Origin of the sequence: Paraburkholderia podalyriae (assembly GCF_014397785.1) — a bacterium.
Classification (GTDB): domain Bacteria; phylum Pseudomonadota; class Gammaproteobacteria; order Burkholderiales; family Burkholderiaceae; genus Paraburkholderia; species Paraburkholderia podalyriae.
The window spans coordinates 79,516-101,593 of sequence record NZ_VZQQ01000008.1; the positions used below are offsets into that span (position 1 = coordinate 79,516).

Consider the following 22,078-nt stretch of genomic DNA (forward strand, 5'->3'; position numbering starts at 1 on the left):
CAGATGCGGGCATCCCCGATTCAACCGACGGTCGATTTCAACGCCGACGGCGAACAGCACGGCTTCCTGAAGCTGCCACATTCACACGACGGCTCCGCATGGGGCGCGGAGATGATCCCCATCACCGTGATCCGCAATGGCGAGGGGCCGACCGCGCTGCTAACAGGCGGCAATCACGGTGATGAATACGAAGGCCCGATTGCGCTGTCGAAGCTCGCCGGCACATTGAAGGCCAACGACGTATGCGGGCGAGTCATCATCGTGCCGTTCATGAACTTCCCGGCGTTTCGCGCGGGCACGCGCACGTCGCCGATCGATCGCGGCAATCTGAATCGCAGCTTTCCGGGCAAGCCGGACGGCACCGTGACCGAGAAGATCGCCGATTATTTTCAGCGCTATCTGCTGCCGCTCGCCGACTATGTGCTCGATCTGCATGCGGGCGGGCGCACGCTCGACTTCGTGCCGTTCGCCGCCATTCACGTTCTGCCCGACGCGACGCAGCAGGCGCGCTGCGAAGCGGCGATGCGCGCATTCGGCGCGCCGTACTCGATGCGGATGCTGGAACTCGATAGCGTCGGCCTCTACGACACGGCCGTCGAGGAAGCGGGCAAGGTGTTCGTGTCGACCGAGCTTGGCGGTGGTGGCACTGCAACCATGCACAGCGTTGCGATTACGGAGCGCGGTGTGCGCGGCTTTCTACAACATGCGGGAATCATCAGGCAAGACGAAGCAATGGGTCACTCAAGCGCGAGCGCGCCGCGCACGACGACGCTGCTCGATATGCCCGACAGCACCTGCTACACGACGAGCGAGCACGACGGCCTGCTCGAACTGTGCAAGGACCTCGGCGACATGGTCGACAGCGGCGAGGTGATCGCGCGGGTTTACGACGCGAAGCGCACCGGCGCCGCGCCGATCGAATATCGCGCGCGACGCGGCGGCATGCTGGCCGCGCGGCATTTCCCCGGGCTCGTGCGGAGCGGCGACACGGTTGCAGTGGTCGCCGACGTGCTCGAACGCGGCATACCGGTAACGGTCTGAGCGCGCGATGAAACTGGACCGCTACGATCTCGCGATTCTTCGCATTCTCGCGCGCGACGGGCGCATCACGAAGTCGCGCCTCGCCGAAGCAATCAATCTGTCGATTTCGCCGGCGTGGGAGCGCGTGAAGCGGCTCGAAGAAGAGGGGGTGATTCGCGGATATCGCGCGGATATCGATTGGGCGCGCGCGTTCAAAGGCAGCCGCGTGGTGGTCGAGGTCACGCTCGCGCGTCATACCGCGCCCGACATGCGGCGCTTCGAAGAGCGCATCGCGGCCGCGCCCGAAGTCGTGCAATGCCTGGCGACGGGCGGCGGCGTGGACTATGTGATGCACGTGCTGTCGCGCGATATCGACCACTATCAGCGCTTCATCGATACGTTGCTCACCGACGAATTGGGCATCGAAAAGTACTTCACCTATATCGTCACGAAGGTGGTCAAAAGCAGAGCCGAAGGCTTACCCGAATGGGCGGAGCAGTCGATTGGAGACAACGGCTGAGCGGCGCGATAAATGCGGTCGAAGTACGACGACAAGCCCCACCCGAAAAATCGCTAGCCATACGGCCAATTGCAGAAAAAACGCAGTCTTCGACAAGCGACAACAAAAAAAACCGCAGTGCCTCCGGACCTACAGTGATAGCAGACATCGAACACAGGAGGTCGTCATGTTGCTGGGTCATCCCGTCCTATTCAAATCGCTGTGCTACGTGGATGGACGCTGGGTTCATAGCGCGAGCGCCGCGAGCGTCGCGGTGCAGAATCCCGCGAATCAGGAAGTGCTCGGCCATGTGCCGATGCTCGACGCGGCGCAGATCACCGCCGCGATCGATGCCGCGCAGCGCGCATTCGACACGTGGCGCTGGGTGCCGGTCGCCAAACGCTCGGCGTTGCTGTTGCGCTGGCACGAGCTGATCCTGCGTCATCAGCAGGATCTCGCCGCGATTCTGTCGCTCGAACAGGGCAAGCCGCTTGCCGAAGCGCGCGGCGAAATTGCGTACGGTGCGAGCTTCGTCGAATGGTTCGCGCATGAAGCGCGGCGCCTGAATGGGCGCACGATCCCGACGCATATCGATGGCGCGCATCTCGGCACGATCGTCGAGCCGGTCGGCGTGGCCGCCCTGATAACACCGTGGAATTTCCCGTGCGCGATGCTGACGCGCAAGGCCGCCGCCGCGCTGGCCGCTGGGTGCACGGTGGTCGCGAAGCCCGCGTACGAAACGCCGTTCTCGGCGCTCGCGCTCGCGCAACTCGCTGAGGAAGCAGGCTTTCCGGCGGGCGTGTTCAACGTCGTGCTCGGCGAGCCGCAAATGACGATGCAAACGCTGGTTTCAGATAGCCGCGTGCGCTCGGTCAGCTTCACCGGCTCCACGCGCGTCGGCGCGCTAGTGATGCAGACGGCCGCGCAAGCAGGCATCAAGAAGACCGCGCTCGAACTCGGCGGTAACGCGCCTTTCATCGTGACGGAAGATGCCGACCTCGAGCAGGCCGTGCGCGTCGCGGTCGCGGCGAAGTTTCAGACTTCGGGGCAGGACTGTTGCGCGGCGAACCGGATTTTCGTCGCGCGTCCGTTGTACGAAACGTTCGTCGCGCGATATAGCGATGCCGTGAAGGCGTTGAAGGTGGGCGGCGCATTCGACCCGAACGTGGACGTCGGCCCGCTGATGCACCAGGCGGCGTTCGACACGACCGTGCAGCGCATCGCCGACGCGCGCGAGAAAGGCGCGCGCATCACGGTAGGCGGCGCGGCGCACGAACGCGGCGGCTGGTTCTTCGAACCGACCGTGGTCGCCGACGCGGCGCCCGGCATGCGCATCTACGACGAAGAAAATTTCGCGCCGATCTCGGCGGTCACGCCGTTCGATTCGCTCGACGAAGTGGTCGAGCGCGCGAACGACACCGAGTACGGACTCGCTGCCTACGTGTGCGCGAAAGATCTGAACACCGTGTTTCAACTGATCCGCCGCCTCGACTTCGCGATGGTGTCCATCAACGGCGCGAAGTTCACCGGCGCGCCGATTCCGTTCGGTGGCATCAAGTCGTCGGGGCTTGGACGCGAAGGCGGCGTCGAAGGCTTCGAGCCGTTCGTCGAGACACGTTATTTCTGCCTTGGCCAACTCGGCTTGCCGGTCAGCGACAGCGCCCCGGCTCGTGCCGCGGCACACGCGATGGCGACCGACGCAACGGCCGGAACCTACTGATTCATTCATCCAGACATCACACGAAGGAGCGACCCATGACTCAATTCGATCAACTGCTGAACGCCGACCGCGCCCATTTCATGCATCCGTCGACGCACGCGCACGACCACGCGAGCGGCGCGCTGCCGGGCCGGATCGTGACCGGCGCGAAAGGCATCCGTATCGAGGACCATCAAGGCAAGACTTTTATCGATGCATTTGCCGGACTCTATTGCGTGAACATCGGCTACGGCCGCACCGAAGTGGCAGAAGCGATTTACGAGCAGGCGAAGAAGCTCGCGTATTACCACACGTATGTCGGTCACTCGACCGATACGATCATCGAGTTGTCGTCGCGCATCATCGACTGGTCGCCGCAGGGCATGAAGAAGGTGTACTACGGCATGTCCGGTTCGGATGCGAACGAAACCCAGATCAAGCTCGTCTGGTACTACAACAACGTGAAGGGCCGCCCGAACAAGAAGAAAATCATTTCGCGCGATCGCGGCTATCACGGCTCGGGCATCGTCACCGGTAGTCTGACGGGATTGCCGAGCTTCCATCAGTTCTTCGATCTGCCGATCGAGCGAGTCAAGCATACCGTGTGTCCGCACTGGTATCGTCGCGCGCCGGCCGGCATGAACGAAACGCAGTTCGTCGCGTACTGCGTCGACGAACTCGAAAAGCTGATCGCGCGCGAAGGCGCCGACACGATCGCGGCTTTCATCGGCGAGCCGGTGATGGGCACGGGCGGCATCGTACCGCCGCCGGCCGGTTACTGGCCCGCGATCCAGCAGGTGCTGAAGAAGCACGACATCCTGCTGATCTGCGATGAGGTGGTGTGTGGTTTTGGCCGGCTCGGCTCGAAGATGGGTGCGCAGCACTACGGCATTCAACCCGACCTGATCACCGTCGCGAAGGGTTTGACCAGTGCGTATGCGCCGCTGTCGGGCGTGATCGTCAGCGAAGGGGTATGGGACGTCATCGATAAGGCGTCGCAGGAATCGGGTGCTTTGGGGCATGGCTGGACCTATTCGGGCCATCCGATCTGCGCGGCCGCGGCGCTCGCGAATCTCGAGATTCTCGAACGCGAGAACCTCGCGCAAAATGCGGCGCAAACCGGCGCTTATTTGCTCGAGCAATTGCATGCGGCGTTCGACTCGCATCCGCTCGTCGGCGAAGTGCGCGGCGCGGGCATGCTGGCAGCGCTGGAGTTCATGGCCGACAAGGATCTCCGCACGCCGTTCGATGCGGCGCTGAAGGTCGGGCCGCGTGTGTCGGCTGCCGCGATGCAGCGCGGTCTGATCGCGCGTGCGATGCCGCACGGCGACATTCTCGGCTTTGCGCCGCCGCTGGTGACGTCGCGCAGTGATGTGGATGAAATCGTGAAGCTGACGCGCGAGGCGGTGGATGAGGTGGCGTCGCAGGTGTTTACGCCGGCTGCTTCGCTTTGATGGACTGAGGTGAAAGGGAGCCCCGGCCCGCTGTTATCTTGCGGTCGGGGTTTTCGTTTAGTTCGTGCGGTAGTGTCGCCATAGCCTCATGATCACCACATAGGCGAGTACTGCCACGATCAGTTCGATAGACATCCATACGCCGATATACAGGTTTTCTGGATCGCGGATACCTAGCACCTCCGAAGCGTGTATCCATGCGCGCATCTCGGACTCGGTCCACCCATCGTCGTAGGGGCGGACAAAACGGAATGACAGAAGAAACAGACCTATAAACAGCAGGACCTTAAGCACCCTACGGACAGGTGTTGCCATGCGTGATGACCTCAATTGTTCCGTATGCCTTGATCCCGGAATTTCTGGCCGGAACAGTGGTGGTGTGCAGTAGCGCGGTGCGGATTCTCACGAAATCGATACGGCTCGGCAAGGTGATGCAGCCAAGTGAGAGACCGCGACCGCCAGCCGGATGCAACCTGAAGTTTCCACGCCGCACGCCGTTGATCCATGTGTAATCGTCTATTTTTCCATCGTCGCGATACAGTGCAAACCATTCACTGTGATCGGTCGGGTGGGACGAGTAATGATTGAACTCATCATTTAGCCACGTTTCTACCGCAGAGCGCACGCCGCCAGTAGGGCGCGGGACGATCCAGTACTTGCCTGCGGGAAGCGGACCGTTTCCCAGCACCGCCGTGCAGCCGCCCCGATTGCGGTATTGAGCGTTTCCGGAATATGCGTTGAATGTGCCGACCCCGAAGATTGTCAGTGGTGCCAGCCATTGGTTATCAATAATGAACTTACCGGTAACAGCCATTGTCACTCCCGCTTATCCGCGCTCATTCCATGAATCGGTGTATTTGATATTGCCGTCGAGATAGTGCCACGTGATGCTCTCGTACATCATCGAGACGGATTCGACGTGATTGAGCGCGGATGCCTGATCCAGCTTGGTATTTGCCATGCCGGGATTAATGCCGCAGACCTTCACGCCTTCGAGTAGCATCAGGAAATAGACTTCCTCTTTGCCCGCATCGTTGATGCGATACCACTTGATTTCGGCGGATTGCAGCGTTTGACCCTTCGCCACGGCCTTATAAAGATAAGGCGTCGCAGCATCGAACTCCTTTTCGAACGAGACCGGCGAGTGTGCACGCGCGCCGGTGATCTTGCCATTAGCAGCATCAACCGGCAGATTCACCCCGTGTCCAAAACCGATAATTTCAATGCTTCCCTCGCGATCCTGAACGGTCGATGACCCTTTAATGTTTGCGCCGCCATCATCTTTCAGCCACATATGTGCGGGAATTGGCATTTCTATATTTTCCTTAAATGGTTAAATGAGCGCTGTATGATTGCGACCTCGCTTTTAATGAGATACGCGTTACGCGAACGAATAATTTTTTTACCCGAAAAACCGATGGTTAGCAATACGTAAGCTATGCACTATTAATAATTTGACGTTCTTTCACAAACGGAAGCCAGCAGTGAGAGTGCAATCTGATCGAGCGCAGCGTACAGGCAAAAAAGACCCGCGCGATGCGGGTCGGATGGTGCTGGTCATCATGCACGCGAGTCATTGCGTCGGTAGCGCCGCCATAGCCTCATGATCGCCACATAGGCGAGTACTGCCACGATCAGTTCGATAGTCAGCCACGCCACGAAATACAAATCGCTGGGATCTTCAATACCGAGCCAATCCGAAGCACGCCACCACGCACGTGCTTCGCTTGCTGTCCACTTGTTGGATAGCGGGATATAACGAACGGAAATAAGAAATAACCCGATAAACAGCGCAACCTTGCAAAGTCTACGGACAAGCGTTGCCATAGTTGATGACCTCTAGGCGTTGTTCGGGCGCTTGGTCCGGTAGTGTCGCCATAGCCTCATGATCGTCACATATGCTAAAGCGGCGACGATCAGATCAATCACTGACCAAACCGTGAAATATAAGTCCTGGGGATCACGGACACCGAGCGAGCGTGAAGCGCGCCACCACGTCACGGACTGACTTTCAGGCATCGGCCACGGGTATGTGTGGACATACGGCACGGCGAGACAAAAGAGGCCGATGAAGAGCACCACCTTTAAGAGCCTACGGGCAAGTGTTGCGATACGTGATGACCTCAATTGTTCCAGAAGCGTGAAGCCCCGAACTGCGCGGGAATGGTGACGGTATGCAGAAGCGCGTTGCGAATTCTCATAAAATCGCTATAGCCACGCTGCTCCAATGATGCAGGACTGGACGGTGATTCAAGGCAAAGAAAATTGTAAATTGACAACAATTAATGATTGCTAGGCGCGAAAAAAAGCCCGCCTTGAAGGGCGGGCTCGCAGTGTGCCTGGTTCATCGTCGAGGATTGATTGCAGCGGCCGGCGGTTTTATTGCATCGAGCGTTAGCGCGCGACCGAGTCGCCATAATGCCGATCCGGAATCACGACGATATTCCCCACAAAGCGCTTTTCCATGAACCGCGTCTGCGCGTCATGAAATTTCGACAGCGGATAAGTTGCCGCCAGAACTGGCCGGATCGTCCCGTTCTGAATATAGTCGAGCACGCGTTTGAACGCGCCACGCGTGCCCTGCGACGATCCATTCAACTGCAACTGCTTCAGATACATCGTGCGCAGATCGAGCTGCACGACCGGACCTGCAATCGCGCCCGCAGTCGTATATCGCCCCTCGGGCCGCAGTACGTTCAGCAGCTTGCCGAATAGCGCCCCGCCAACTAGATCCGCAACGACGTCGACGGGCCGGCCCTCGGTCATCCGTTCTACGTCCGCGACGAAATCGCCGCTGTCGCGCAGCATCACGCCTTGCGCGCCGAGCGCCAGCACCGCCTCTTCCTTGCCTTTGCTGACGACCGCATAAGGAATCGCGCCGCGCGCGCGGCATAGTTGGATGATCGCCGAGCCGACGCCGCCGGACGCGCCGGTAATCAGCACCGTTTCGCCACGCTTGACGGCCGCGCGTTCGATCATCTGCTCGCCAGTGTGATAAGCGCACCAGAACGTGGCGAGTTCGGCGTCGGAATAGGTGGAGTCGACTCGATGCGCGTTTTCTGCGCGCACGGCCGTGTATTCGGCGTAACCGCCGTCGCGGCCGTGGCCGATGTAGTCGATGTCGGCGAGGCTGTCGTCGTCGCGGTTGTAGATCGACGCGTCGACGATCACGCGCTCGCCGATACGCGCGTCGCTGACGCCCCGACCCACCGCGACCACGCGTCCGACGATATCCGCGCCCTGAATGCGCGGAAACGTCAGCGTCGAGCGGCCGCGTCGCCACGTCGACACCGCTTGCGGATCGTCGTCGGTGCCATAGGCGCCCTGGCGGACCCATACGTCGGTATTGTTGAGACCGCATGCGGTGACGTCGATCAGCACCTCGCCAGCCGCGCACGAGGGCACCGGCACGTCGTCGCGATAGACCAGTTTGTCGAGGCCGCCGTGCGCGTTCAGCACGACGGCCTTCATCGTTTTCGGAAGCATGTTTCCCCTCTCGTTGAAACGGGCGTCGTGCTTCGCGAGTTCTCGCGGGCACGACGCCCGCGCGATCACGGTTTAACGAACAGCTTGCGTGGCGTCCTGCAAAAGGTCTCGACGCCGGTCCGCGTAATCAGAATGCTCTCGGTGATTTCGAGGCCCCAGTCGTCGAGCCACAGGCCTGGCATGAAATGGAACGTCATGCCGGGTTCGAGGACGGTCTTGTCCCCGGGGCGCAGGCTCATCGTGCGCTCGCCCCAATCCGGCGGATAGCTCGCGCCGATCGGATAGCCGCAGCGGCTGTTCTTCTCGATGCCGTATTTATGAAGCACCGCGAAAAATGCATTGGCGATGTCCTCGCAGGTATTGCCGGGTTTCGCCGCGGCGAGCCCTGCCTCGATCCCTTCGACCACCGCACGCTCGCCCTCGATGAAATGCTTCGGCGGCTTGCCGAGGTACACGGTGCGCGACTGCGGGCAGTGATAACGCTTGAAACAGCCGGCGATTTCGAAGAACGTGCCGGCGCCCTTCGCGAACGGCGTGTCGTCCCAGGTCAGATGCGGGGCGGCCGCGTCGGCGCCTGTCGGCAGCAACGGTACGATCGCCGGATAGTCGCCGCCATGACCCTCGATGCCGGTAATGCCTGCCGAGTAGATTTCCGCGACGAGATCATTCTTGCGCATGCCGGGCTCGATTCGCTCGACGATATGCGCGTGCATCTTCTCGACGATGCGCGCGGCCACTCGCATGTACTCGATCTCGCGCGGCGATTTGACCGCGCGTTGCCAGTTGACGAGGCCGGTCGCGTCCTGCCATTTCGCGTCCGGCAGATGCGCGACCAGCGAGCGATACGCGGCGGCGCTGAAATAGTAGTTGTCCATTTCGACGCCGATCTTCGCATGGGCCCAGCCGCGCGCGGCGATCACGTCGCGCGCGAGGTAGTCCATCGGATGTCGCGCGGTGGATTGCACGTAATGATCCGGATAGCCGACGATCTGATCGTGCTGCATGAAGACGGTGCGCTTCGCACCGTTCGCATCCTGACCTCGGCCGAACCAGACCGGCTCGCCATCGAGCGCGAGCAGCACGCACTGATGCACGTAAAACGACCAGCCGTCATAGCCGGTGAGCCAGGCCATGTTGGTCGGGTCCGACACGATCAATAGCTCGATGCCGGCCGCCTGCATGGCCTTGCGCGTCTTCGCGAGACGCGCGGCGTATTCGTCGCGTTCGAACGGCAGGCGCACGACGGGCGCCCCAATTCGCGATTCGTGTTGCGTCGTATCTGGCATCTTCCCCTCTCTCTGAGCGTGATGTCGTTGCGGAAAGTGGCGCCCGGCGCACCTGAATGGGGCGTCCACGGGTATCTCTCGCCGCAGTCTAATGCCGCGAAAAAACGCCGCTGAATGTGCTAGTTCAATGTCCATGACGTTATCGACGGACGCTGCGGATTTGTTGCAATGCACGCTGCGCCGCCCTTGCCCGCGCATAAAAAGAATTGTTCTAGAGCAATCTGGATCGCAAATATGGCTGCGTATTCTGGGTCGCATTACTGGCGTTTGTGGCGCCGCAGCCGCGTTCCATTCACTCAAGTCATGTACGACGAACGGGATCGAATCGATATGAACACCGCGCGAGTTACCGATTTGCTGAGCGCTTCAGGCATCGCCCCGGCGAGTCATTCATCCGGGCGCACGGCCGCGCCCGCGAGCACGCTGGCGCACCGAGACGAAAGCCCGGCGAACAAGCCATTGATCCGGCTCAACCGGATCACGAAAAGATATGGCGCGCTGACCGTGCTCGACGAACTGTCGCTCGACGTGATGCCCGGCGAGAAGCTCGCGCTGATCGGTCCGTCGGGATCGGGCAAGACGACGATCCTGCGCATCCTGATGACGCTGGAGACGATCGACGGCGGCCATATCGAAGTGGACGGCGAACAGCTGTTCCATATGCCGCGCGGCGGCCAGATGGTGCCGGCGAACGAACGGCATCTGCAGAAGATGCGCGAGAAGATCGGCATGGTGTTCCAGCACTTCAATCTGTTTCCGCACAAGAGCGTGCTCGACAACGTGACGCTCGCGCCGATGCTGACGAAGGGCGAGAGCCGTGAGTCGGCCGAGAAGCGCGCGCTCGAGCTGCTCGACATGGTCGGCATGGCCGACAAGGCGAAAAGCCGTCCCGCGCAACTGTCGGGCGGGCAGAAGCAGCGCGTGGCGATCGCGCGGGCGCTCGCGCTCGCGCCGCGGATCATGCTGTTCGACGAAGTGACGTCCGCGCTCGACCCCGAACTCGTCGAGGAAGTACTGAACGTGATGCAACGGCTCGCGCGTGAGACCGATATGACGATGCTGCTCGTCACGCACGAAATGGGCTTCGCGCACGACTTCGCCGACCGCGTGCTGTTCTTCGACCGCGGCAGGATCGTCGAGGAAGGCAAGCCCGAAGACATCTTCACGCATCCGACACACGAGCGGACCCAGAGCTTCCTGCGCAAGATTCTCGCCGCCGGGCATCGAATCTGAGCTGAGTCGGAACATATTGTTTTCCCACGCTGCACATCACTCACTACGCCATACCACTACGCCTTAGGAGCTAAAAATCATGAAGCTAAAGGGGATTCTGATTGCGGGAGGGTTGTCGCTGTTGACACTCGCGAGCCTCGCTTATGCCGCCGACGACAAGCTTACGCAACTGCGCCAGCAAGGTTTCGCGCGCATCGCGATTGCGAACGAACCGCCGTTCACCGCAGTCGGCGCCGACGGCAAGGTGACGGGCGCGGCGCCGGATGTCGCGCGCGCGGTGTTCAAGAAGCTCGGCGTCAACGACGTGGTCGCGTCGGTCTCCGAGTACGGCGCGATGATTCCGGGCCTCGCGGCCGGGCGGCATGACGCGATTGCGGCGGGGCTGTTCATGACGCCGCAGCGTTGCGCGGCCGTCGCCTATTCGCAGCCGGTGCTGTGCGCGGTCGAAGCGTTCGCGGTCAAGAAAGGCAACACGAAGAGCATCAAGACTTACGACGAAATCGCGAAAGATCCAAAGGCGGTGATCGGTGTGGAAGGCGGCACGACCGAGCAGAAGCTCGCGACCGCCGCGAATATTCCGACCGATCGCGTGATCATCGTGCCGGACGGGCAAAGCGGTCTGAAGATGCTGCAAGACGGCCGCATCGACGTATTCGCGTTGCCGCTGCTGTCGATCACCGATCTGCTTTCAAAGGCGAAAGACCCGAACCTCGAATCGATCGCACCCGTGCAGAACACGCCAGTGCAATGCGACGGCGTCGCGTTCCGCAAGCAGGACACCGCGCTGCGCGATGCATTCGACGTCGAGCTGAAGAAGATGAAGGATTCCGGCGAGTTCGCGAAGATCGTCGAACCCTATGGCTTCTCGGCGAAGGCGGCGATGTCGACGAGCCGCGAAAAACTGTGCGCGGCGAAGAACTGAGTCCGCGATAAGACACCATGCGCGCAACGCGGTAGCGCGCGTGGCCCACGACACATTGCGCGCGAGGTGCGTTGATGAACCACTGGTCCGGCTATTTGCAGCTGATTCTGCAGGGGGCGCAGACAACCGTCGAACTGACGCTGATGGGTGCGGTACTCGCGCTCGTGATGGCGTTCGTCGCGGGGCTCGGGCGCCTGTCGCGTTTCTTCGTGGTGCGCGCATTGGCTACGTCGTATATCGAGTTCTTTCGAGGCACCTCGATATTCGTGCAGCTATTCTGGGCGTACTTCGTGTTGCCGATGGCCGGCCTGACGCTGACGCCGCTGCAGGCCGGCGTGCTCGCGCTCGGTTTGAACGTCGGCGCGTACGGTGCCGAAGTGGTGCGCGGCGCGGTCGCCGCGATCGGCCACGAGCAGCGCAGCGCCTGCATCGCGCTGAATCTTTCCCGCTATCAGCGCATGCGGCATGTGATCCTTCCGCAAGCGTTGCCACTGATGCTGCCCACGTTCGGCAACAACGCGATCGAGCTGCTGAAGGGCACGGCCGTGGTGTCGCTGATCTCGCTCGGCGACATGACGTTTCAGGCACAGGTGGTGCGCTCGCAAACCGGCAATACGTTGATCCCGTTCGCGACGATTCTCGCGCTGTATTTCGCCATGGCCTGTCTGATCTCGTTCGGTATGCGCAAGCTGGAAATCCGGATGAGCTTCGGTCTCGACCGCATCAGGAGATAGACGTATGGAATGGGACTGGAGCTTCGTGCGCGAGATTCTGCCGATCTTGCTGCAAGGATTGAAGATCACCGTGCTCGCTACGCTGCTCGGCGCGGTCGTGGCGGCCGTGGTCGGCATGGCGATCGCTATTTTGCGGCTGGCGCCGAATCGAGCGGTGTCGCGTGGCACGTCGGCGGTCGCGAGTTTTATTCGCGGCACGCCGCTGCTCGTGCAACTGTATTTCGTGTTCTACGTGCTGCCCGACATCGGCATACGGATGCCGGCGCTCGCGGCCGGCGTGCTCGCGATAGGCGTGCATTACGCGACGTATGCGGCCGAGGTCTATCGCGCCGGCATCGAAAGCATTCCGCGCGGGCAATGGGAAGCCGCGAAGGCCTGCAATCTGAGCCCCGCGCAAACGTGGCAGCACGTGATCCTGCCCGAAGCGGTGCCGCCGATGGTGCCCGCGCTCGCCAATTATCTGATCTCGATGTTCAAGGAAACGCCGTTGCTGTCGGCGATCACGGTCCTCGAATTGATGAATCAGGCGAAGATCATCGCGAATACGGATTATCGCTATCTGGAGCCGATGACGCTCGTCGGCGTGCTGTTCCTGATCATCAGCCTGATCGCGGTGGCCTGTGTGCGACTCCTTGAAAAGCGCTTTCCCGCTCCGGGGCATTGAACGATGCAAACAATCATTCGGCAGTTCGAGCGAGCGCCGCATCTGGTCGAACGCGCTTTCGATAAACGTATCGGCCTCGTGATTCTCGCAACCGATCACACCACCGAGCCGGACTTCGCGGCACTGGTTGCGAACGAGCGTATCGGCATCTACGTGAATCGCGTGCCATATGCGAACCCGGTCACGCCGGACAATCTGCGAGCGATGCAGCCATCGCTGAGCGCAGGCGCGGCGCTGATCCTGCCCGACGAAACGCTCGACGTCGTGATGTATTCGTGCACGTCGGCATCCGTGATGATCGGCGACGCGCAGATCGAGCGCGCGATTCATGCGGCGAAGCCGTCGGCCACGGTCGTTATCCCAACCGCGGCTGCGGTCACCGCACTCAACACGCTGGGCGCGCGGCGGATCAGCGTGCTGACGCCGTACACCGCCGAAACGAGTCGGCCGATGGCCGGGTACTTTGCCGCGCAAGGCTTCGTTATCGATCGCTTCTCATGCCTCGGTCTGACCGATGACCGGGAGATGGCACGGATTTCGCACGACGATATCGTCGCCTTCGCGCGCGACGCGATCGCGCCGGACTCCGATGCGCTGTTTATCTCGTGCACCGCGGTGAGAGCCGCGCCGATCATAGCGCGAATCGAAGCCGCCATCGGCAAAGCGGTAGTGAGTAGCAACCTCGCGACCGCATGGATGTGTTTGCGCCTATGCGGCGAGAACGACGCGAGGCCACAGCAGGGTCGTTTGATGACGCTGCCGTTGTCGACGCGCTGAGTGAAGTGCTTCGCGCCGATCGTGTTGTTTTTCCCGAACGCGCACGACGCGTCGTCGACGCACGCGTACGGATTACCACATCGGTTACCGGCTTTATGGAAAACCCCGATGCCTGCATCGTCCTAGAACATCGTTGCAGGCGCTGGTCGCCGGTATCTTGAATTCGGGCGATGTTGCCTGTGTCGCACAAAGACATCCTGGAGGAGACATGCATTACGCAGATTCATGGACCGCGCAGACCGCGCAACCGCAGCCGAGCAGCTTGCTGCGACGCGCAATTGCCGCGTCGGCGCTTGGCAACGCGACAGAATGGTTCGACTACGGAATTTACGCCTATGGCCTGAGCTATATTTCGGCGGCCTTGTTCCCCGGCAGCACCGCGCAGGCGACCTTATTCGCGCTCGCGACCTTCGCCATTTCGTTTCTCGTGCGTCCGCTAGGGGGCCTGTTCTGGGGACCGCTCGGCGATCGCCTCGGCCGCAAGCACGTGCTCGCGCTGACGATCATCCTGATGTCGGTGGCAACGCTGCTGGTCGGACTCGTGCCGACTTACGCGAGCATCGGCTGGTGGGCGCCGGCGATACTCGTCGTGCTACGAATGATCCAGGGCTTTTCGACGGGTGGCGAATACGGCGGCGCGGCGACCTTCATGGCCGAATACGCCCCCGACAAGAAGCGCGGCTTTTGCGGCAGCTTCCTCGAATTCGCGACGCTGTCAGGCTTTTCGCTCGGCGCGTTTCTGATGCTCGGTTGCTCCGTCGTGCTCGGCAACACGGCGATGCATTCATGGGGATGGCGTTTGCCGTTTCTGATCGCGGCGCCGCTCGGCCTGATCGGTTTCTATCTGCGCTCGAAGCTCGAAGACACGCCGGTCTTTCGCGAACTCGAACAATCGATGCACAAGGAGCAGCATAGCTGCGTCACGCTGAAGGCACTGCTGCGCGACTATTGGCAACCGCTGATCCAGCTCGGCGGACTCGTGGTTGCGTTGAACGTCGTCAACTACGTGCTGCTCGCCTATATGCCGACTTTCATGCAGAAGCAGCTTGGCATGAGCGACAACATGTCCCTGCTCGTGCCGCTGATCGGCATGCTCGCGATGATGGTGTTTCTGCCGTTCGCGGGCACGTTCTCGGATCGCGTCGGACGCAAGAACGTCTGGTGGTTTTCGCTGATCGGCCTGTTCGTCGCGGCGATTCCGATGTTCCTGCTGATGAAGCTCGGCCTGGCCGGTGCGTTCATCGGCTTTGCGGTGCTCGGGCTGTTGTACGTGCCGCAACTCGCCAGCATCTCGGCGATGTTCCCCGCGATGTTTCCGACCCAGGTCCGTTACGCGGGGATGGCGATTGCGTATAACCTGTCGACGTCGATTTTCGGCGGCACGGCGCCTATGGCGAACCAATGGCTCGTCGCGCATACCGGCAATGCGCTGGTGCCCGCTTATTACATGATGGCCGCGTGCGTCGTTGGTGCGATTGCGTTGATCTTCGTGCCTGAAACGCGCGGGTGTTCGTTGCGCGGGCAGGGCATTCCGGGGAAGCAGGAAGTGGTTCTTTGAAGTAACGTGGCGTGGCCAGCCGCATAGCGATGCGGTTCGGCCACGCGGGTTCGATTGAGCGTCTACCGCGGACGGCTTGCGCCGATGTGCTTCAACGCAATTCAACCGCCGGACAGAACCGTGTCCTCGACTTCGTAGCGCTCATTGCCAACCGAAATCAGATTGATGCCGGCATGCTTGCGCGTCAGCGTGTCGCCGGGCATCGGCCGATCGCTCGCGGACGTCGCTGTGCCCATCACGCGACCGTCGACGCCAAAGAAAATCGCCCGCGTGGCGCCATCGGGCCAGTAGACCACGACCGTAGTCGATCGATCGCTGTGATGCACGACGCCGAACTTGCACATCGTTTTGGTCTGTCCGTTGCCGCGCTCGCACGGCAACGTGCCGCTCGCGCTGATAGGCGATTCCTTGACGGGCACGTGGCGGGTCTGCGAGCCGGTCTGAGCGCTTTCAGTCGAAATCGAAATCAGCGTCACGCCATCCGCTTCTCCGACCACGCGCGCGTGCCGCTGACGCCCGACGATCGCGCGCACGGCGGCGCTGTCGCGCGAACCCGGACAGCCGACCAGCATTGCCATGTGGTCGAGATAGTTCAGGGTCGCCGTCGACTCGCCGAGCCGCCGGCAGGCATCGCCCGAGTGCGGATAGCCGTCGCCGAGAACCACGAAAGTCGCGGGCCATTCGAACTGCTTGTCCGCGCCAGCGGCCTGCACGGAACTCGAGGCGCCACCCGCACCGAAAGCACTCGCCGCAATCGCGGCGCACAGCGCCAAAGCAACAGACCGGGTCGCGCGTCGCATCGATGTTCTCCTCGGCATGGTCAGGTTCGAGTCGCGCCCGCGGCCAACGCGGCCTGCGCGCGCTGCAGCCACTCGCGATTGTGCTCGCGCGCGTGACGCGGCCAATGTTTGGCATCCTGCACGATCTCGGCATAGAGCGCGCCTGCGCGCCGGCGGTCCGCATCTTCCGGTCGCGCGGCGAGCCAGTCGGCGAACAGGCAGCGCGGCGCGACGTCGCTCGCGCAGGTCAGCGCCTGCTCGAATGCCGCGCGAGCGCCCGGCGCGTTCAGCGCGGCCAGTGTGCGCGCGTACAGCAGCGCCGGCTCGCCCTGATTGCGCGCCTGCGGATTGACCGAGAACAGATTCGCCAACGTCGCATCGGCGGCCGTGTAGTCGCCGAGCGCGAACTGCGAGCGTGCGAGACCGAGCAGCAGCGCGGGATCGTTCGCAAACGGGCCGTTCGCCGCGGCCTGAAAATGTTCGAGCGCTTCGCGCGGATTGCCGGCCGCGAGCAAGGCCTCGCCGAGCCGCATCCGATGCTGCACGGTCGGTGCGCGGTCGAAATCCGCGCGCGCTTCACGCAGCGCGCGATTCGGATCGACGAATTGCGTGATCGCCTGCGTGGCTACGCGTGCGCCGCGCGAATGGCGCAGACCCGGCAGATAGATCGCGAACAGGTACACGACGCTGCCGAGCAGCGGAAAAGCAAACAGAATGAATAGCCAATAGATGCCCTGGTTATTGCGCATCGCGTGGACGGCGAAAAAGATCGCAATAAAAACGTGAAGACCGATTCCAAAGAAGTAGGGCATATTGATTCAACCTTCGAGCGTGAGGAAAAGCGCGCCGCGAGCCCGTCACCAGGGTAACCGGGCGCTAATGCAGCGAATCGACGCGCAGATACGCGAAAAGAAGCGACAGCGCCACGACGACCACGCCGGTCGCAACGACGAGACGATTGGCCAATAGTCGACGCATCGCAAGTCTCCTAGACGAAGCTGTAGCGTTCGGAATGGTAGCGCATGCGGGGCACCTTCATTTCGCCGAGCACCGTTTCGATTGCATCCATCATCGGGTCCGGGCCGCAGATGAAATACTCGTGGTCGGCGAACCCGGGCGGCAGATGACGCTGGAACATCGCCGCGTCGATGCGCCCAGTCTCGCCGCTCCAGCCTTCGGGCGGGGCCGACAGCACATAGACGATGCGCAGATCGAGCCGCGTTTTCAGCGCATCGAGCTCCTCGCGGAAAGTCAGCGAGCCCCAGGTCTTGCCGCCGTACAGTAGCACCAGCGGACGTTGGTCGCCGCGATCGGCGAGCGTGCGGATCATGCTCATCATCGGCGTAATGCCGATACCGCCCGCGATCAGCACGTGCATGTCAGTCGGATGGCCGATCGTGAACGCGCCATACGGTCCGTCCAGGTACACGCGCTGACCCGCCTCGATCGTCTTCACCGTGCTGGTGAAATCACCGAGATTGCGGATCGTCATTTCGACGCGGCCATTCGCGGCCTCGGCGCTCGACGAGAACGAAAAAGGATGTCCGGTGATCCTGAACGGACTGCCCCACACGTTGAGCCAGCCGAACTGGCCGGGCTTGAAGCGAAAACCAGCGTGGCCGTCGGGCTGCATCACGAGGGTCGTGGTGTCGCCGCGTTCGGCGCGCACGTTCGCGATCCGGTACGGACGCCTGAGCATGAACAGCGGCTTGAACAAACGCACATACAGCAGCAGCGCGATCCAGAATGCTGTCATGCAGACCCACAGTGTGCGCTTGAGCGGATCGGTCAGATAGAAGCTCCAGCCGATCATATGCAGCACGCCGCCGAAGATCGCCACGAGCGCGAGCCCGATATGCGATAGATGCCATAGTTCGTAGGGGATTTTCAGCTGCTTGCGCCACAGCGCGGTGATCACCAGCACGATCACCGCGCCGATCGACAGAAAGGCGAACCACGCACCCCACGGTACGTCGAGTAGCGAGTGGGGCATCGCGACCTTGTCCGAGCGGATCGCGAACAGAATCAGCGGATGCGCGACGACGAGGCTGACCGCGAGCAGCGACACGCGTCGATGGAAATGGTAGATGACGTCCTCGCCCCACGGCTCGGTCACGTGACGAAAGCGCGCGGTAAGGCCGAATTGCAGGCCCATCATCGCGAGGCCGGAGTAGCCGAGCGCCACCGAGAACTCGGTGCCGAAGTTGCGCGCGGGCGGCAGCGTGCCGGCCAGCAGCGCAAACAGCGGCGCGAGAATGAACAACAGATAGATGGCCGACCAGATGACCTTGCGCGCGAGATCCTGAGACTGCATCAGTGCTTCTCCATGCCGGGGGGGCGGCGGCCCCGCTGGCGCTCAGTCGGCGTTCAGACGCAGGTGGTGAGCAGCAGCGCGGGCCCGAACGTGATCACGGTCGCGACCAGCGCCGCGATCAGGGTCCAGACGACGACGGTATGCATGAACGAGCTGATGCGCTCGGGCCCGGGGTCGCGCGTCGCGGCGCGATAGCGCCATAGCCAGCCGATCGCGATCAGATGCAGCAGCAGAATGATCGCGAGACTCGCGCGCAGCGGGCCGGTGGGCCACGCGAACGCGCAGCCGATCGCATGCAGCGCATACAGGATCACGAACGCGAGGCACCAGATCGCGAAGCCGACGGCGAGCCACCACAACCGCCGTGGCGAAAGCGGACGCGCATTCATGGTCTGGCTCCCAGCATCGCGACGAGGCTCGGCAGCGCGAGCACGAGTCCAAGCGCGATGATGCCCGTCGCCAGCGTGTAATCGACCCACAGGCGCGAGAGGCGCAGATCGGTCAGGCGTCGAGCGGAAACGAAGCCCGCGCCGACGCGCAGCACGTTGCTGATGAGGAACAACAACCCGACGCCCGCGTGAACCGCGATGTACGTGAGCAGCGCAGCAGCCGTCGCGCCGAGCGCATGCTCGCGCGGATTCGGTGTCACGCCGTTGATCAGCATCACGCAGGCGACGAGCGCGACGATCAGCGCGATCGCGCTCAGTCCGATCGTGCCGTGCGGTTTGCGCTCGGCGGCGGCCGCGCGCAACGAGCCACGCGTGGCGGCTGCGGCCACCGCGAGCGCGACGGCCGCGACGAGCGCGAGCAGGCGGCTCGGATGCGGCGTCACGGCGGCCGGCCAGTTCGGCGCGGCAATCCACAGATAGAACGTGCCGAAGATCAGCGAGGTGAACAGCGTGCCGTTCGCGACCAGCGCGCAGATCATCGAAAGCCATGACGGCGAACCGGCCACCTCGGTATGCGGCGGCACGCTGATGCCACGGCCGACCGGCAACGCACCATAGTCGCGCGCGTGGCCCGCGCTCTGGCCCGCGAAGATGAAGAGGCCAAACGTGACGAACGCGAACGCGACCGACAGCAGATAGAACTTGAACAGCATCGCGAGCACCGCCGCGGCGGTCACGAGCGCGGTGACGAGCGGCAGATACGTCGAGTTCGGCAGCACGATCAGCTGTTCGGGCTCGCCCGAGGTCATATGCACGCCTAGCGTCTCCTGCCAGCCGTTGCGCGTAAAGCCGAGATAGCCTTCGCCGCGCGCAAGCGAGGTCGCGAGCTGGCCGGGCGGGACTTTTTCGGTTTCGGCGTCCATGTGTGGAATCGACGCGAAAGCATACGGCGCGGGCGGAATCGGCATGGCCCATTCGAGCGTGGTCGACTGCCAGGGATTGCGTCGCACGCGCTGGCCGAAGCGCAGCTGCGCGATGATGTCGATCACGACGAGCGCGAAGCCGATCGTCATCACGAAACTGCCCACCGACGACAGCAGATTGAGCCAGTTCCAGCCTTCGTCGCCGCTATAGGTAAAGACGCGGCGTGGCATGCCGAGCAGGCCGGTCAGGTGCATCATGAAGAACGTCATGTTGAAGCCGATGAACACGAGCCAGAACGCGGGCACGGAAAGTTTATGCACGGCGGTGCGGCCGGTCAGCAGCGGCAGCCAGTAATAGAACGCCGCGAGCATCGGAAACGCGAGCGCGCCGGCCACCACGTAGTGCAGATGCGCGACGACGAAGTAGGTGTCGTGTGCCTGCCAGTCGAACGGCACCATCGCAAGCATCACGCCGGTCAGGCCGCCGCACGTGAACACGAAAAAGAAGCCGAAGATGTACAGCATCGGCACGTCCCAACGCGGGCGGCCGTGCGACAGCGTGGCGAGCCACGCGAAGAACTGGATCGCGGTGGGCACCGCGACGATCGCCGAGCCTGCCGAGAAGAACGCGAGCGCCAGATGTGGAATACCCACCGTAAACATGTGGTGCACCCAGATGCCGAAGCTCAGGAACGCGAGTGCGATGATCGCGACGACGATCGTGCGATAGCCGACGAGCTTGCGTCGCGCGAACACGGGGATCATCGTCGACAGCACGCCGGCCATCGGCAGGAAGATGATGTACACGTCGGGGTGGCCGAACAGCCAGAACAGGTGCTGCCACAGCAGCGGATCGCCGCCGCGCGTCGGATCGAAGAACGGCAGGTTGAACGCGCGCTCCACCTCGAGCAGGATCGAGCCGAGAATCAGCGGCGGAAACGCCACGATCATCATCATCGCGGTGACGAGGATGTACCACGCGAAGATCGGCATGCGATCCAGCGACATACCCGGCGCGCGCAACTTCAGGATCGACACGACGATTTCCATCGCGAGCGACAGCGCCGAAATCTCGACGAACGTGATACCGAGCAGCCACACGTCGGCGTTCAACCCGGGCGTGTACACGTTGGAGCTGAGCGGCGTGTACATGAACCAGCCGCCGTCGGGCGCGCTGCGTAGAATCAGCGACACCGTCAGGATCGTGCCGCCGAACAGATAGCACCAGTAGCCGTAAGCGGTCAGGCGCGGAAACGCGAAGTCGCGCGCGCCGAGAAGCTTCGGCGTCAGATAGACCGCGAAGCTTTCCACCATCGGGATCGCGAACAGGAACAGCATCATCGACCCATGCATCGTGAAGACCTGGTTATAGGTCTCCACGTCCATGAAGGCCGCATGCGGTGTGGCGAGCTGCACGCGCGTGAGCATGCCGAGAATCCCGGCGATTGCGAAGAACACGAACGACGTGATCATCATGCGCATGCCGAGCACCGTATGGTTGACCGCGGCGAGCTTCTGCACGCCCGGCCCGGTGGCCCAGATCGCGGCAAGCTGGCGATGCAGCCGCAGCGCGTTGATGCGCTGCGATGGTGGCTCGACGGGCACACTCATTTCTTCACCTCCCCGCTGGCGGCGGCGCTTTTGACTGCGGCCGGAAAATCTTCCGGACGATCGACGATCACGGTGAAGTGCATCCCCGCGTGACCGATGCCGCAAAACTGGTTGCATTGTCCGGCGTACTCGCCGGGCTGATCGGCCTGGATACGCAGCAGATTGTGGTGGCCGGGGACCGCGTCGATCTTGCCCGCGAAGCGCGGAATCCAGAACGCGTGCACGACGTCGAGGCTGGTCACCGCGATGTCGACTGGTGTGCCAGCTGGCAGATGCAGCACGTTTGCGGTTTCGACGTTGCCGAGTTCCGGATAGCGGAAAGTCCAGCGCCATTGCTGCGCGATCGCCTCGATGCGCGCGGGCGCATGTGCGCGCAGCGGCAGCAGCAACTCGCCCGCGTACAGCGCGTAGCAGATCAGCGGAATCAGGATCACCGCGGGCAGCACCAGACCACCGAGCACGACCCAGCGCGCGGGCGACACGCGCGAGCCCCAGCCTGGCCGGAAGACCGTCAACAGAAACAGCACGAGCACCATCGCGAACAGGATCGCCGCGCCCGCCAGCATCACCCACCACAAGCCGGCGATCGATGCGGCGGCCGGGCCCGACGGTTCGAGCGTCGACAGTGGCCCGGTGCAGCCGGACAACGCCGCGAGCGATGCTGCTTGGACCGTCAGACGCAAGCAGCTATGATGGTTTGCACCACCAGGCATTCGACGCGAGGGCACAG

Annotated in this window: 22 protein-coding genes; 10 read left to right on the forward strand and 12 right to left on the reverse strand. The window is 62.4% G+C overall.

Annotation, left to right across the window (positions count from 1 at the left end; genetic code table 11):
- Nucleotides 1–3 precede the first annotated feature (3 nt).
- From doeB to F6X42_RS11555, 4 genes are all read left to right on the forward strand, one after another.
- Complete coding sequence (gene doeB, locus F6X42_RS11540; protein ID WP_187634335.1) at nucleotides 4–1,041, forward strand: N(2)-acetyl-L-2,4-diaminobutanoate deacetylase DoeB; 1,038 nt, start codon at nucleotides 4–6, stop codon at nucleotides 1,039–1,041.
- A 7-nt stretch (nucleotides 1,042–1,048) separates the two neighbouring features.
- Nucleotides 1,049–1,540 (forward strand): Lrp/AsnC family transcriptional regulator, encoded by a 492-nt coding sequence (locus F6X42_RS11545; RefSeq protein ID WP_187634336.1) that lies wholly within the window; start codon nucleotides 1,049–1,051, stop codon nucleotides 1,538–1,540.
- Between the two features lie 166 nt (nucleotides 1,541–1,706).
- Nucleotides 1,707–3,239, forward strand: coding sequence for an NAD-dependent succinate-semialdehyde dehydrogenase (locus tag F6X42_RS11550; protein WP_187634337.1), 1,533 nt, complete (start codon nucleotides 1,707–1,709; stop codon nucleotides 3,237–3,239).
- 35 nt (nucleotides 3,240–3,274) lie between these two features.
- Nucleotides 3,275–4,672, forward strand: coding sequence for an aspartate aminotransferase family protein (locus tag F6X42_RS11555; protein ID WP_187634338.1), 1,398 nt, complete (start codon nucleotides 3,275–3,277; stop codon nucleotides 4,670–4,672).
- 57 nt (nucleotides 4,673–4,729) lie between these two features.
- Here F6X42_RS11555 and F6X42_RS11560 read toward each other — a convergent pair whose 3' ends face one another.
- The 6 genes from F6X42_RS11560 to doeA form a co-directional block, all read right to left on the reverse strand.
- Nucleotides 4,730–4,987: a hypothetical protein gene (locus tag F6X42_RS11560; RefSeq protein WP_187634339.1), complete on the reverse strand. Its 258-nt coding sequence runs from the start codon at nucleotides 4,985–4,987 to the stop codon at nucleotides 4,730–4,732.
- Complete coding sequence (locus F6X42_RS11565) at nucleotides 4,968–5,486, reverse strand: DUF2778 domain-containing protein (RefSeq protein ID WP_187634340.1); 519 nt, start codon at nucleotides 5,484–5,486, stop codon at nucleotides 4,968–4,970. Before F6X42_RS11565 ends, F6X42_RS11560 begins: the two co-directional genes overlap by 20 nt.
- Before the next feature lie 12 nt (nucleotides 5,487–5,498).
- A complete protein-coding gene (locus F6X42_RS11570) occupies nucleotides 5,499–5,984 on the reverse strand; it encodes an Hcp family type VI secretion system effector (protein ID WP_187634341.1) in 486 nt (161 codons plus the stop codon).
- Nucleotides 5,985–6,232: 248 nt separating this feature from the next.
- Entirely contained in the window at nucleotides 6,233–6,499 is a 267-nt protein-coding gene (locus F6X42_RS11575; RefSeq protein ID WP_187634342.1) for a hypothetical protein, read from the reverse strand.
- 567 nt (nucleotides 6,500–7,066) lie between these two features.
- Nucleotides 7,067–8,158 (reverse strand): alcohol dehydrogenase family protein, encoded by a 1,092-nt coding sequence (locus tag F6X42_RS11580; protein ID WP_187634343.1) that lies wholly within the window; start codon nucleotides 8,156–8,158, stop codon nucleotides 7,067–7,069.
- A gap of 65 nt (nucleotides 8,159–8,223) precedes the next feature.
- The gene (gene doeA, locus F6X42_RS11585) at nucleotides 8,224–9,444 is read right to left on the reverse strand and encodes an ectoine hydrolase DoeA (protein WP_187634344.1); all 1,221 of its coding nucleotides are present in this window, start codon (nucleotides 9,442–9,444) and stop codon (nucleotides 8,224–8,226) included.
- A gap of 330 nt (nucleotides 9,445–9,774) precedes the next feature.
- On the opposite strand from doeA, the gene ehuA reads away from it, so the two are divergent.
- From ehuA to F6X42_RS11615, 6 genes are all read left to right on the forward strand, one after another.
- Entirely contained in the window at nucleotides 9,775–10,677 is a 903-nt protein-coding gene (gene ehuA / locus F6X42_RS11590) for an ectoine/hydroxyectoine ABC transporter ATP-binding protein EhuA (protein WP_281393955.1), read from the forward strand.
- Between the two features lie 79 nt (nucleotides 10,678–10,756).
- A complete protein-coding gene (gene ehuB / locus F6X42_RS11595; protein ID WP_187634345.1) occupies nucleotides 10,757–11,599 on the forward strand; it encodes an ectoine/hydroxyectoine ABC transporter substrate-binding protein EhuB in 843 nt (280 codons plus the stop codon).
- Between the two features lie 74 nt (nucleotides 11,600–11,673).
- The gene (gene ehuC, locus F6X42_RS11600) at nucleotides 11,674–12,333 is read left to right on the forward strand and encodes an ectoine/hydroxyectoine ABC transporter permease subunit EhuC (protein ID WP_187634346.1); all 660 of its coding nucleotides are present in this window, start codon (nucleotides 11,674–11,676) and stop codon (nucleotides 12,331–12,333) included.
- A 4-nt stretch (nucleotides 12,334–12,337) separates the two neighbouring features.
- Nucleotides 12,338–12,997, forward strand: a complete 660-nt coding sequence (gene ehuD / locus F6X42_RS11605; protein WP_187634347.1) for an ectoine/hydroxyectoine ABC transporter permease subunit EhuD — start codon at nucleotides 12,338–12,340, stop codon at nucleotides 12,995–12,997.
- A gap of 3 nt (nucleotides 12,998–13,000) precedes the next feature.
- Nucleotides 13,001–13,774 (forward strand): ectoine utilization protein EutA, encoded by a 774-nt coding sequence (gene eutA, locus F6X42_RS11610; RefSeq protein WP_187634348.1) that lies wholly within the window; start codon nucleotides 13,001–13,003, stop codon nucleotides 13,772–13,774.
- Between the two features lie 208 nt (nucleotides 13,775–13,982).
- Nucleotides 13,983–15,332: an MFS transporter gene (locus F6X42_RS11615; protein WP_187634349.1), complete on the forward strand. Its 1,350-nt coding sequence runs from the start codon at nucleotides 13,983–13,985 to the stop codon at nucleotides 15,330–15,332.
- 101 nt (nucleotides 15,333–15,433) lie between these two features.
- On the opposite strand, the gene F6X42_RS11620 is transcribed toward F6X42_RS11615, so the two are convergent.
- From F6X42_RS11620 to coxB, 6 genes are all read right to left on the reverse strand, one after another.
- Entirely contained in the window at nucleotides 15,434–16,132 is a 699-nt protein-coding gene (locus F6X42_RS11620) for a hypothetical protein (RefSeq protein ID WP_187634350.1), read from the reverse strand.
- Nucleotides 16,133–16,152: 20 nt separating this feature from the next.
- Nucleotides 16,153–16,923: a tetratricopeptide repeat protein gene (locus tag F6X42_RS11625; RefSeq protein ID WP_187634351.1), complete on the reverse strand. Its 771-nt coding sequence runs from the start codon at nucleotides 16,921–16,923 to the stop codon at nucleotides 16,153–16,155.
- A gap of 176 nt (nucleotides 16,924–17,099) precedes the next feature.
- Nucleotides 17,100–18,425: a ferredoxin reductase family protein gene (locus tag F6X42_RS11630; RefSeq protein ID WP_187634352.1), complete on the reverse strand. Its 1,326-nt coding sequence runs from the start codon at nucleotides 18,423–18,425 to the stop codon at nucleotides 17,100–17,102.
- A 53-nt stretch (nucleotides 18,426–18,478) separates the two neighbouring features.
- Nucleotides 18,479–18,814 carry a hypothetical protein gene (locus tag F6X42_RS11635; RefSeq protein WP_184055744.1) on the reverse strand — a complete coding sequence of 112 codons (336 nt, stop codon included), beginning with the start codon at nucleotides 18,812–18,814 and terminating at the stop codon, nucleotides 18,479–18,481.
- The gene (gene ctaD / locus F6X42_RS11640; RefSeq protein ID WP_187634353.1) at nucleotides 18,811–21,348 is read right to left on the reverse strand and encodes a cytochrome c oxidase subunit I; all 2,538 of its coding nucleotides are present in this window, start codon (nucleotides 21,346–21,348) and stop codon (nucleotides 18,811–18,813) included. The genes F6X42_RS11635 and ctaD overlap by 4 nt, the downstream gene beginning before the upstream one ends.
- The gene (gene coxB, locus F6X42_RS11645) at nucleotides 21,345–22,031 is read right to left on the reverse strand and encodes a cytochrome c oxidase subunit II (RefSeq protein WP_187634354.1); all 687 of its coding nucleotides are present in this window, start codon (nucleotides 22,029–22,031) and stop codon (nucleotides 21,345–21,347) included. The genes ctaD and coxB overlap by 4 nt, the downstream gene beginning before the upstream one ends.
- Nucleotides 22,032–22,078 lie beyond the last annotated feature (47 nt).